The 13,069-nt window shown below is 50.8% G+C and carries 10 protein-coding genes; all 10 read left to right on the forward strand.

The features are described 5' to 3' along the window. The first annotated feature begins 1 nt into the window (after nt 1). Nucleotides 2-1,861: a TIGR03960 family B12-binding radical SAM protein gene (locus tag JYE49_RS04225; RefSeq protein ID WP_093956488.1), complete on the forward strand. Its 1,860-nt coding sequence runs from the start codon at nt 2-4 to the stop codon at nt 1,859-1,861. Next, complete coding sequence (locus JYE49_RS04230; RefSeq protein WP_093956215.1) at nt 1,839-2,513, forward strand: TIGR03936 family radical SAM-associated protein; 675 nt, start codon at nt 1,839-1,841, stop codon at nt 2,511-2,513. Before JYE49_RS04225 ends, JYE49_RS04230 begins: the two co-directional genes overlap by 23 nt. A 2-nt stretch (nt 2,514-2,515) precedes the next feature. Next, complete coding sequence (locus JYE49_RS04235; protein ID WP_093956216.1) at nt 2,516-3,622, forward strand: ribonuclease E/G; 1,107 nt, start codon at nt 2,516-2,518, stop codon at nt 3,620-3,622. Next, nucleotides 3,619-5,016 carry a tRNA (N6-isopentenyl adenosine(37)-C2)-methylthiotransferase MiaB gene (miaB, locus tag JYE49_RS04240; protein WP_093956217.1) on the forward strand — a complete coding sequence of 466 codons (1,398 nt, stop codon included), beginning with the start codon at nt 3,619-3,621 and terminating at the stop codon, nt 5,014-5,016. Before JYE49_RS04235 ends, miaB begins: the two co-directional genes overlap by 4 nt. A 15-nt stretch (nt 5,017-5,031) precedes the next feature. Then, entirely contained in the window at nt 5,032-5,439 is a 408-nt protein-coding gene (locus tag JYE49_RS04245) for a YlbF/YmcA family competence regulator (RefSeq protein WP_093956218.1), read from the forward strand. A gap of 12 nt (nt 5,440-5,451) precedes the next feature. Further along, nucleotides 5,452-8,049, forward strand: a complete 2,598-nt coding sequence (mutS, locus tag JYE49_RS04250; RefSeq protein ID WP_093956219.1) for a DNA mismatch repair protein MutS — start codon at nt 5,452-5,454, stop codon at nt 8,047-8,049. Between the two features lie 43 nt (nt 8,050-8,092). Then, nucleotides 8,093-9,979 (forward strand): DNA mismatch repair endonuclease MutL, encoded by a 1,887-nt coding sequence (mutL, locus tag JYE49_RS04255; protein WP_093956220.1) that lies wholly within the window; start codon nt 8,093-8,095, stop codon nt 9,977-9,979. A gap of 12 nt (nt 9,980-9,991) precedes the next feature. Continuing rightward, nucleotides 9,992-10,915, forward strand: a complete 924-nt coding sequence (gene miaA / locus JYE49_RS04260) for a tRNA (adenosine(37)-N6)-dimethylallyltransferase MiaA (protein ID WP_093956221.1) — start codon at nt 9,992-9,994, stop codon at nt 10,913-10,915. 10 nt (nt 10,916-10,925) lie between these two features. Beyond that, nucleotides 10,926-12,176, forward strand: a complete 1,251-nt coding sequence (locus JYE49_RS04265; RefSeq protein WP_093956222.1) for a methionine gamma-lyase family protein — start codon at nt 10,926-10,928, stop codon at nt 12,174-12,176. Between the two features lie 80 nt (nt 12,177-12,256). Continuing rightward, on the forward strand, nt 12,257-13,069 hold the full coding sequence (locus JYE49_RS04270; protein WP_093956223.1) for a transketolase: 813 nt from the start codon (nt 12,257-12,259) through the stop codon (nt 13,067-13,069).

A 13,069-nucleotide genomic window follows, 5' to 3' on the forward strand; every position in this document is an offset into this window, starting at 1 on the left:
TATGGATTTAAATGACAAAATTGAGAAAATCCTGGAAAAGGTTCAGAAGGCACCGCGCTATACCGGCGGCGAGATGAATACGGAAGTGAAGGGCTGGGATGAATGTCCGCTGCACTTCGGATTCTGTTTTCCGGACACATATGAGGTAGGCATGAGCCACCTGGGCATGAAGATTCTGTACGGGCTGATTAACCGCGAAAGCTGGAGCCTGTGCGAACGGTTTTTCATGCCTTGGACGGATATGATCGCACTGATGGAGGAAGAGCAGCTTCCGCTGCTGTCCATGGAAAGCAGACATCCGCTGAACGCATTTGACGTTATCGGCTTCACGCTCCAGTATGAAATGAGCTTCAGCAATATCCTGGCGATGCTGAAGATGGGTGGTGTTCCGCTGGAAAGCAGTGAACGGGGAGAAACTGACCCCATTGTGGTGGCCGGGGGACCCTGCGCCTTTAACCCGGAGCCGCTGGCTGATTTCATTGACGCGTTTATGATCGGCGACGGGGAAGATGTGATGACAGAGCTGAACCGTGTCATTCTCGAACGCAAGGAAAAAGGACTGAGCCGGGAAGCTTGCCTGAAAAAGCTTGCCCAACTGGAAGGCGTGTATGTTCCTTCCCTGTACGACGTGACATACAATGAGGACGGGACCGTTGCGTCTGTGACACCCAATTGCGCGGAAGCACCGGCGACTGTCCGGAAACGGGTGGTTGTTGACCTGAACAACACCTATTATCCTGAAGAGTTTCCCGTACCTTATACGGAAGTGATCTTTGACCGTATCATGCTGGAAATCATGCGCGGGTGTACAAGGGGATGCCGTTTCTGTCAGGCAGGCATTCTGTACCGGCCTGTACGGGAAAGAAGCATGGAAAAGCTGATTGACCTGGCTGAAAAACTGCTGAATTCCACCGGATATGAAGAGATCAGTCTGAGCAGTCTTTCAAGCGGAGATTACAGCTGCCTGCCTGAACTGATCCGGGAGCTCATGAAACGCATGAAGGAAAAGCGGATATCTATCTCTCTGCCAAGCCTGCGGATCGACAGCGTGCTGAAAGAAAGCCTTGAGGAAACGCAGCAGGTCAGGAAAACCAGCCTTACTTTTGCGCCGGAAGCAGGAACGCAGCGCATGCGTGATGTGATCAACAAAGGTGTAACGGAAGAGGATCTGCTGGGCAAAGTGCGGGATGCCTTTGAAGGCGGATGGAGCAGCGTAAAACTGTATTTCATGTCCGGCCTGCCGACAGAAACCACAGAAGATCTGGACGGTATCGCGGACCTGGCCAGGAAAGTCATTGCCGAATACTTTAATGTCCCCAAGACACAAAGAGCCAAGGGGCTGCGGGTGACAGTGAGCGTAAGCGTATTTGTCCCCAAGCCCTTTACGCCCTTCCAGTGGGCTGCCCAGGATACGCTGGATGCGATTATCGCAAAGCAGGAGCATCTGAGACAGGTGCTCAATATCAAAGGCGTGACTTTCCACTGGCATGAGCCTTATGTCAGTTTCCTCGAAGCCTGTTTTGCCCGGGGTGACCGAAGAATGGGCCGTGTGCTGAGGAGCGCTTTTGAAAAGGGATGCATTCTGGACGGGTGGAATGAAACCTTCCGCTATGATCTGTGGATGGAAGCATTCAGGGACTGCGGCCTTGACCCGGCTTTTTACGCACACCGGGCCAGAACAAAGGAAGAAGTCCTGCCATGGGATCATATAGACAGCGGGGTTACAAAACAGTTCCTCTGGCATGAAAAAGAAAAAAGTGAACGCGCGGAGACAACGAAGGATTGCCGGAAAGGCTGCAACGGATGCGGTTTACAGCGCTGGAAGGGAGTATGTTCATATGCGAATGCTGGCAGTGTTTGAAAAAGGTGAAAGAATCAGGCATATCGGACATCTTGATATTCAGCGCAGCGTACAGCGCGGACTCCGCAGGAGCGGCCTGCCGGTGGCATATTCCAACGGATTCAATCCCCATATCCTGATCACATTCGCGAGTGCTTTATCAACAGGAGCCTGCGGGACCCGGGAAATTATGGATGTGACGATGGCTGAGGAGGTCAGTGAAGAGGAGTTCCTTGATCGGATGAACCGTGCCATGCCAAAGGATATGCAGCTGTCTGAAGCACGGGCGGTGGATCAGAAACATCCCGCACTGATGGCCAGCCTTCGTGCGGCAGAATACGACCTGCTGATCAGGGATCCGGAGACGGCAGAGAAGCTGACAGCCGCCATTCCTTCGATGATGGCAAAGGAAACGGTGACTGCCATGCGAAAAACAAAAACAGCGCTGAAGGAATGCGATATCAAACCGCTGATCTATGAACTGAAGGGTGACGGACAGCATATCCTGGCGACACTTGTGCTGACTGAACGCGAGGCCTGCAAACCGGGGATGCTGATTGAAGCGCTGGCCAGGGAAGCCGGGATAAGCGAAGAAGTACGAATGCTGGTTACCCGGACAGGACTCATGGGAATGGATCCGGAAGGCCGGCTTGTTCCGCTGGAGAGGCTTTGAGTATGATAAGGAAAATCATATGCGGCCCCGGGTTTTGTGCCGTTACGGAAGACGGTGTGCTTGTTGAATACATACCGAATGATCCGTCGGATCAGTGCGGGGATATTCTGCTTGGAAAAACTGACCGGTTGATGCCCGGAATGAACTGTGCATTTGTTGATATAGGGAGGAAGAAAAGCGGCTTTCTTCCGCTGGATGAAAACAGCAGCAGTTTTACAGGAGGGAAAGTACGCTCCGGTGAAAACCTGACTGTCCAGATCAAGAAAGAGGAAAACGGGACAAAAGGAGCATTTCTGACACGTGATATAACGCTTCCCGGAACGATGGTTATCCTTATGCCTATGAACCGCTATATCGGTGTCAGCAGCAGAATTACCGATGAATCTGTTCGTGAGGAACTGAAAAAAACAGGACGTGAAATAGCTGCAGACCGATTTGGTCTTGTGATGCGAAAAGCAGCGGAAGCTGCGGCACCAGAGATGATCCGGCAGGAGGCAGAATCACTGTATGAAACCTGGCGGATGACAGAGGAAAAAGCTTCAAAGGGAGGAAAACGGGGGTGTCTTCTTTTTTCAGGCAGTATTGCAGAACGGCTTCAGGAAGATTATGCCCGGGACAGTATCACTACAGTTCAGGAGTCTGCGGAAACCGATGACGGTATTGCCAGGCAGGTCAGACAGGCCAGAGAACGTACCGTACGTCTTCCGGGGGGCGGCAATATTATCCTGGATCGGTGTGAAGCAATGACGGTGATTGATATCAATACCGCTTCTGCTGCCGTTTCCGGATCCAAAGAGCAGACAATACTTGAAACCAATCTGGAGGCATGCGGCGCCATTGCCCAGCAGGTACGGCTGCGGAATCTGAGCGGAATCATCCTGATCGATTTTATAGACATGGATAATGAAACAGACCGTAGTATGGTCCTGACCAGGCTGGAGGAGTGCTTCAGCAGGGACCGGGTGAAGACAGTTATACACGGCTGGACGAGTCTGGGATTGATCGAAATGACCAGAAAGCGCACAAGAGCGGGAATATATGATAATCTATTGAAAGCCTGTCCCGTCTGCGGAGGAACAGGATATGTACTGAGGGAGCAGAGAGAATGAACACAAAGGAGATCCTTGTCACAACTGAAGAACAGGAACGCCAGGAGCGGTATACAGAGCTGATCCGGGAGCTTCCGCACAGACCGCAGAGTTATTATGTTGTCACATACGGATGCCAGATGAATGCCCATGATTCTGAAAAAATCGCCGGCATGCTGGATCGTATGGGGATGAAATCCGCAGCGGAACGTGAAGAAGCTGATTTCGTAATATTCAACACATGCTGTGTACGTGAAAATGCTGAAAGACGTGCATTGGGCAATGTTACATGGCTGAAAGAAGTCAGGAAAACAAAGCCGGATATGATCATAGCTGTCTGCGGCTGCATGATACAGGAACCCGGAATGGCGGAAACCATTCTGAAACAATACAGGTTTGTGGATCTGGCGTTCGGTACTGCCAATCTTCATAAGTTACCGGAAATGCTGTTTGAAACGCTGAACAGCAGTACTCAGCAGGTGTGTGTTGAGGATAAAGACGTTATTGCAGAGGGGCTTCCGGTCAGGAGACTCAGACAGGATGCTGCCTATCTTACGATTATGTACGGCTGTAATAATTTCTGCAGCTTTTGTATTGTTCCCTATGTACGCGGCAGGGAACGGAGCCGCGAAATGAGCAGTATTCTTCACGAGGCTGAAGAACTGGCAAAGTCGGGCGTAAAGGAAATTATGCTGCTGGGCCAGAATGTCAACAGCTACGGGAAGGGATTGCCCGGTGACCCGACTTTTGCAGCCCTGCTGAAGCAGCTGGACGAAATCGGTATTCCGCGGATCCGTTTTATGACGAGCCATCCGAAAGATCTGAGCGATGAGCTGATCGACGTGATGAGCAGCGGTAAACACATCCTGCCGCAGTTTCATCTGCCGGTCCAGAGCGGCAATAATGAGATTCTGGAAAAGATGAACCGGCACTATACCCGGGAACAGTATCTGGACAGGGTCCGAAAACTGCGGGAAGCCATTCCCGGAATCGGACTAAGTACAGATATTATTGTCAGTTTTCCCGGTGAAACAGAAGCGCAGTTTGAGGACACAATGAGCCTTGTGCGTGAGGTCCGGTACGACAGTGCCTTTACCTTTATATACAGTCCGCGGAAGGGGACAAAAGCGGCAAAAATGGAGGGCCTGATTCCGGATGAAGTATCCCGGGAGAGAATCCAGCGCCTGATTGCACTTCAGGAGGAACTGCAGCAGGATACATTGAAACGGTTCATCGGGTCAGAAGAAGAAATCCTGGTCGAGAGCCTGAGCAAAAGAAGCAAATCTGCTGTATCCGGAAAAGGCAGGCATGCGGTGTCTATTACGGTCAACGGCAGTAATGAAGATATCGGACAGATCCTGAAATGCCGAGTGACCGGACTGAAGAATAATACGCTGACCGGCGAAAGAATATAAGGGAGACAAACGGATATGAGAGAAGTTATGATGAAAGCCCAGGAACTTGCGGAAGCGATCCTGAACAGTGAAACGTATCAGAAAATGAAACAGCAGGAAGGGGCTGTGCGCCATGATCCTGATGCTGCCGCGGCGCTGGGGGACATGATCGAAAAGAGACAGCGTGTGGAAGCGATTCTGTCAGCCGCAGATATGAATGCGAACGAACTTGCTGAGGCCAGCCGTGAAATGGAAGAAGCGGAAAAACGGATGAATGAGAATGAAATGATCCGGACGCTGAAACAGTACAGAAACGATTTTCAGACCATGATGGATAATGTAAACAAGATCCTCCGGCTGGTGATTACCGGCGAAGTGGAAGAGGAAAACAGCGGCAGCACGGGATGTTCCGGCAACTGCTCCTGCTGCAGCGGATGCCGCTGAGAAAGGAACAACATGGCACTTTCACCTATGATGCAGCAGTACCTGCGTATTCATGACCAGTATGCGGATTGCTTGCTGCTGTTCCGGCTGGGGGACTTTTATGAGCTCTTTTTTGAAGATGCCAAAACCGCCTCCAGAGAACTGGAGCTGACCCTGACCGGAAAAGACTGCGGTCTGGAGGAACGCGCACCGATGTGCGGCGTTCCTTATCATTCCGTGAATACCTATATTGAAAAGCTGATTGCAAAAGGCTACAAGGTTGCCATCTGTGAGCAGATGGAAGATCCGGCACTGGCCAAAGGCCTCGTGGACCGGGATGTGGTCCGGGTGATCACAGCCGGCACGGTGACGGATCCTGCCATGCTGGAAGACAAGGCAAACAACTATCTTATGTGCGTCTATCTGGACGGCAAAAAGACTGGCATAGCCTATGCAGACGTATCCACAGGTGAGTTTTTCGTTATGGAGCCTGAAGTAAATCTGCTGAGGGCGCAGATTGTCCGTGTGAATCCGATGGAAGTCATCTGCAATGATCCGCCGCAGCTGACAGCGCTGACAGGAGGAGACATCAGGGGACTCAACGGACAGCCAAGGGTCTGGTTCCAGCGGAGAAACGCAGAAGATACCATCTGCGAGCATTTTCATCTCAGCCAGCTGACATCACTTGGCCTGGATGATAAAAAAGAAGCCACCTGTGCAGCCGGCGCATTGCTGCGTTATCTTCATGAAACGCAGAAGAACAGTCTGGAACATATCCGTACGCTGCGAATTGCAGAAAATGGAAAAACCATGCTTCTGGACCAGAATACCAGGCGGAATCTTGAGCTTACAGAGAGCCTGAGAGGAGAACGCAGAAAGGGTACACTTCTCGGCCTGCTTGATTTGACAAGTACGGCAATGGGCGGAAGACTGCTTCGCCGATGGGTGGAACAGCCCCTTCTGGATGAAAAGGAGATCAACAACCGTCTGGATGCCGTGGAGGAACTTGTCAATGACAGGATTCTCGGCATGACACTGGCGGAAGAACTTGAAGGCGTGTACGATATGGAGCGCCTGATGAATAAGGTTGCATACAGGAATATGAATGCCAGGGACTGCCTTGCCCTGTGTGCGAGCCTGAAGCGTATACCGGGAATCCGCAATCTGCTTATCAATGTGCAAAGTGCAGAAATGATCAGGATCCATGATGAACTCAATCCGCTGGAGGAACTGACAGACCTGCTGGATCGGGCCATTCATCCGGACGCGCCTGTCATTATCACGGAGGGCGGGATTATCCGGGAAGGATATTCACAGATCCTGGATGAATACCGTGAAGCACAGACCAGCGGAAAACAATGGATCCTGGATCTCGAAGCCAGGGAAAGAGAAGAGACGGGTATCAGAAATCTCAGGATTCAGTACAATAAGGTATTCGGGTATTACATTGAAGTGACCAAAAGCTTTCTGAGCCAGGTACCTGAAAGATATATCCGGAAGCAGACGCTGACCAATGCAGAACGGTATATGACTCCTGAACTGAAAGAAATTGAGCAGAAGATCATCGGCGCACAGGAGCAAAGCGTACGCCTTGAACTACAGCTTTTCAGCGAGGTCAGGGATCGTATTGCTGAACAGATTGAAGGAATCCAAAGAACCGCTCAGGCGCTTAAGGAACTTGACGTATTCCAGAGCCTGAGCCGGGCAGCTTCGGAAAATCATTATGTACGTCCTTCCATTACTTCGGACGGAACGCTTTCGATCGTTGAGGGCCGTCATCCTGTGGTGGAAAGGAATATGAAGGATGGCGGGTTCATTCCCAATGATACGCTGCTGGACGGAAATGAAAACCGGATGATGATTATCACCGGACCGAATATGGCAGGTAAAAGTACCTATATGCGTCAGGTGGCGCTGATCTGCCTGATGGCGCAGATCGGAAGCTTTGTTCCTGCCAGGGAGGCCAGCCTTCCGGTCTGTGACCGTATTTTTACGAGGGTAGGCGCCAGCGATGATCTGGCCAGCGGACAGAGTACCTTTATGGTTGAGATGAGCGAAACCGCTCATATCCTCAGGAACGCAACGAAAAACAGCCTGATTATTCTTGATGAGATCGGACGGGGAACCAGCACATTTGACGGACTGTCCATTGCATGGGCAGTGGTGGAATATATTGCTGACAAGGAACGGATCGGAGCAAAAACCCTGTTTGCGACGCATTATCATGAATTAAGTGAACTCGAGGGTCATCTGGACGGGGTGAAAAATTTCTGTATTTCCGTCAAGGAACATGGGGAAGACGTTATCTTCCTTCGGAAAATTGTTCGCGGCGGTGCGGATAAAAGCTTTGGTGTTCATGTGGCCAGGCTGGCGGGAGTGCCTCATCCGGTAATCGTGCGTGCGCATGAGATTCAGGCCAGGCTGGAAGTCAGTGAAATCAACCAGAATACCATTGGCCAGAATATTCTGGGTGAGGATACTGGTTTCAGGAAAAATGAACAGATGGATCTGTTTGAGTATAAAAAAGATGAAATAATCAAGGAGCTTCAGGAAATTGACGTGATGGCAATCACGCCGATGGATGCGATGAATACGTTGTTCCTGCTCCGGGAAAAGGCACGCAAGCTGTAATCAGCCTTAAGCCGGGAAAAGGCAATTTGAAAAGGAGAACACTATGGGAAAGATCAGACCGCTGAGTGAAAACCTGATTGGTAAAATAGCTGCGGGTGAAGTCGTGGAAAGACCGGCGGCGGCCATCAAGGAACTGATTGAAAACAGTCTGGATGCCGGTGCTACAGCGGTGACAGTCGAAATCCAGGAAGGCGGACTGACAAGCATCCGCGTAGCCGATAATGGCAGCGGTATTGATGAAAGCGATATCCGCATGGCGTTTGAACGGCATGCCACAAGTAAAATCAGCAGGGAACAGGATCTTGACGCCATTGCAACTCTGGGCTTCCGCGGAGAGGCTCTTGCAAGTATTGCAGCCGTATCACGGATTACAATGACAACCCGGACCGCTGCAAGCGATACAGGATTGAAAGTAAAAAACGAAGGCGGACGGATTACTGATATACAGGAAATTGCCTGCCCAGTCGGCACAACAATCCAGGTGAATGATTTGTTTTTCAATGTTCCTGTCCGCAAAGGATTTATGAAAAAAGCCGGTCAGGAAGCTTCGGCAGTTCACGATCTGATTGTCCAGCTTTTACTGAGCCGCCCCGATGTCAGTTTCAGGTATATTTCAAACGGTAAAACAGAATTTCATTCACCCGGAGACGGACAGACAGCCACGGCATTGCAGACGGTTTACGGAAGCTATGCCATGAAGTTTATGAAAGAAGTGAATGATCACGGGAACGGACTGATCATCAAGGGGTATGTCGGTATCGGAGAGAACGGAAGAGGAAACCGGAATCAGGAAATGTTCTTCATCAACGGCCGTGTCATGCATAATAAAATCCTGAACGAAGCATTGGAAACGGCCTGCAGGGAACGGGTGATGATTGGGAAATTCCCGGTCTGTGCACTGTATATCACCATTCCGTATGAAGCAGTGGACGTCAATGTACACCCGAATAAGCTGGAAGTGCGATTCAGGGATGAAACAGGGGTTTATGAAGCTGTACTCAGTGCTGTGCTGATGGCATTGAAAGAAAAGGATGCTTTTCAGCATCCGGTTGAGATGACTCTCAGCCCCCAGAAGGAAAAAGCTTCTGACCGGATGACGGAAGTTCCTGTCCAGGCGGCTCCTGCCATGCGCCGTCCGCTGCCTTCTCCTGATGAATCGGTGACAGTCAGCCGGACGCTCCCTGCCAGTGCGTCTGCTATTTCTCCTGCCCCAAAACCGGAACCCGTTTACAGGGATATCCCGCCAAAGCCGGCAGAAACAATCAATATCCCTGCTGCCGGCCGTGAGTATGCAGCTCCCACTGTGATGAAAGAAAATGCAGAACAGGTTAACACAATCCTGAGTGCAGTCAGGAAACCGATGAAAGTATTCGGCGCGCTGTTCAACACGTTTATCCTGGTTGAATATGAAGACCAGCTGCTGATGGTTGACCAGCACGCGGTCCATGAGCGTCTGCTGTTTGACAGGCTTATGAGTGAACACACGGAAAAAGCCCAGGCCGGCCAGGAAATGCTTGTTCCTGTTGTGCTTGGTGTTACAAATGCTGAACAGCGCCTGCTGGAAGATAACAGGGAAGCGCTGGAAAGCATAGGACTCGTTGTTGAGGCGTTTGGTGAGAAGGATGTAGCTGTCAGGACGATCCCCGTAATTCTGGGCGAGGCACAGACAAAGGATTTTATACGGGATGTGATCAACGATCTTCAGAACGGAAAAGATCCGACTTTTGAGAAGAAACGGACACAGCTGCTTCAGACCGCCTGCAAGCATGCCGTTAAGGGCGGAGAAACGCTGACAGAAGAAGAATTGCGGAGCCTTCTTGACACAATGATTGAACAGAAGGTGACACCCACCTGTCCCCACGGAAGACCGCTTGTGGTTTCCATCAGCCACAGGGAACTGGACAGGAAATTCAAACGCATACAGAACTGACCGGAGAACAGTATGACAGAACAGATTGTCTGCAGAGTCATAACGGGGCCTACAGCCAGCGGGAAGACCAGTCTGAGCGTACGTCTCGCACAGGAGCAGGGATGGGATATTCTGTGTATGGACAGTATGCAGATTTACAGAAGAATGGATATCGGAACCGCTAAACCGACAAAGGAAGAAATGGGCGGTGTATGTCATTATCTGATGGATATCTGTGAACCAACGGATATGTTCAGCGTTGCAGATTACAGGGATGAAGCCGAGAAACTGATTCTGCAGCTTACAGAAAAGGGAAGACATGTATTGTTTGTCGGAGGAACTGTACTTTATCTTCAGTCGCTGATGCATCCCATGGGAATGGGAATGACGCCGGCCAATGAAGAACTGAGGAAGACGTTGCATGCAATGGCGGAAACGGCAGACGGACGCGCCGCGCTGCATGAGAGGCTTCGACGTATAGATCCGGTAACTGCCCAACGTCTTCCGGTGAATGATGTCAGAAGGATTATTCGTGCAATAGAAGTATGGGAGGCTACCGGAATTCCTTTTTCCGAACAGCCCAGGCGTGAGAATGAGAATGACCGCCGATTCCGCTGGAAGGTGGTTTCCACTGAAATGGACAGGGATTTACTCTATGACCGGATCAATCAACGCGTAACAGATATGATCCAAAAGGGATTAAAGAATGAAGTGGCATCCCTGCTGGAGGAAGGCGTACCTGAAGACGCCAGGAGCATGAACGGCCTGGGGTACAAGGAGATGATTCCCTGTATACGCGGTGAGTATTCTGTTGAAGATGCGGCAGAGATGATCCGGAAGGGAACACGTCATTATGCAAAAAGGCAGATGACGTTCCTGCGCAGGGAAGAATGCATTCATTATGTCAGAACCGACAGAGAAGATGCGTACGACGAAATGAGAAGATATTTGCTGTGAGGTTATAAGCATGAATCGTATTGAGGAAATGATCCTGAAAGCGGAGGAGGAGCTGAAGGAATCCTTTGCCAGGATCGATGAAAATGAAATGAAGCGTACGAAACAGGTGCTTGACCTGTTCCGGCAGGAAGGGGTCAGTTACAGGCATTTTGCCCCGTCTACCGGTTACGGATACGATGATATCGGACGGGATACCCTGGAAAGGATATATGCGGGGATTTTCCATACGGAGGCGGCGCTTATGAGACCGCACGTAGCCAGCGGAACGGCAGCCCTGAGCCTGACTCTCTTTGGCCTTACAAAACCGGGAGAAAAAATCGTCAGTGCTACCGGTATGCCCTATGATACCCTGCTGGGTGTCATCGGAACGGGGAAAGGCAGCCAGCCAGGGTCACTGAAGGAAATGGGCGTTTCTTTTGAATGTGTGGAACTGAAAGACGGGAAGATTAATGTCCCGGCTGTGGAAAAGGCGATCACGAAAGATACATCCCTTGTGATCGCTCAGAGAAGCCGGGGATATGCCTGGAGACCCAGCCTGTTTCCTGAGGAATTTGCGGAACTGGCTGATATGATTCACAGCAGGCATCCCGGCGTAACCCTGATGGTTGATAACTGCTACGGCGAATTTGTATGTAAGGATGAACCTACGGATTACGGCGCGGATATATGCGTAGGCAGTCTGATCAAGAATCCGGGCGGAGGAATTGCACCAACCGGAGGATATGTGGCCGGAAAGTATGATAAAGTGGAACGTATTGCCGGAAGGCTGACAGCACCCGGACTTGGCCGGGAGCTTGGTTCCTATGCTGCATCATACAGGCCGTTTTATCAGGGACTGTTTATGGCGCCGCACACAGTGGCCCAGGCGCTGAAGACGGCACTTCTTGCTTCAAGATTGTTTGACAATCTGGGTTTTGAGACGTCGCCGTCATCAAAGGAACAACGCGCTGACATTATTCAGGCGATTAAGATGGAAACTCCTGAGCGGCTTGTGGCGTTTTGTCAGGGAATTCAAACAGCCAGCCCCGTGGACAGTATGGCAATGCCCGAACCCTGGGACATGCCGGGCTATGATGATCAGGTTGTTATGGCGGCAGGAACATTTGTTGCCGGCGCCAGTATTGAACTGAGCGCTGACGGTCCTATCAGGGCACCGTACACCGCTTTTATGCAGGGAGGACTGACATATGTTCACGGGCGGATTGCGCTTTCAGAAGCACTGCGCAGAATGATGGAAACAGGCGCGCTCAAAATGCCGTAATTCTTGACAATGACAGGCTCAGCTCATATAATATTTTAATGTTTGAACATTCAGGAAATTACATGATCGGAGGGACGGAAATGGATATCCAGACACTTGAAAAATATGCGCGGCAGGTGAGAAGAGACATCATTATCATGACTGCTGCTGCAGGCGCAGGTCATCCCGGCGGATCTCTTTCCAGCACGGAGGCTATGGTTGCGCTGTATTTTGATGTAATGAATGTGGATCCCAAGGATGACAAGAACCCTGACCGTGACAGGTTTGTTCTTTCCAAGGGCCATTCCGCTCCCGCTCTTTACGGAACACTTTGTGAACGCGGCTTTTTCGGCCGTGAGGAATTTGATCATTTCCGTCAGCTCCACGGTATTCTGCAGGGACATCCCGACACAAAAAAATGCCCCGGCGTTGACGCCTCCACCGGCTCTCTCGGACAGGGAATCTCCATTGCGGTCGGTATGGCTCTCGGCGCAAAGCATACAGGAAAAAAATGCCATGTTTACACAATCATCGGAGACGGTGAAAGCCAGGAAGGCCTTGTATGGGAAGCCAGCATGGCTGCAGCGCACTATAAGCTTGACAACCTGACCGTTATTCTGGATCATAACGGACTTCAGATTGACGGAACAAATGATGAAGTTATGAGCCTCGGAGATATCAAAGCAAAGGCTCTCGCTTTCGGATATGACGTGATTGAGGTTGCGGACGGCAATGATATGAAACAGGTTGTCGATGCTCTGCATGTGCCTGCCTGTCCCGGCAAACCGAGATATATTATTCTGAATACGCTGAAGGGTAAGGGCGTCAGCTTTATGGAAGGCCAGGTCGGCTGGCATGGAAAAGCTCCGAATGCTGAACAGGCTGCCCAGGCACTGAAGGAATTGGAGGGCTGA

Origin of the sequence: Aristaeella hokkaidonensis (assembly GCF_018128945.1) — a bacterium.
Taxonomy (GTDB): domain Bacteria; phylum Bacillota; class Clostridia; order Christensenellales; family Aristaeellaceae; genus Aristaeella; species Aristaeella hokkaidonensis.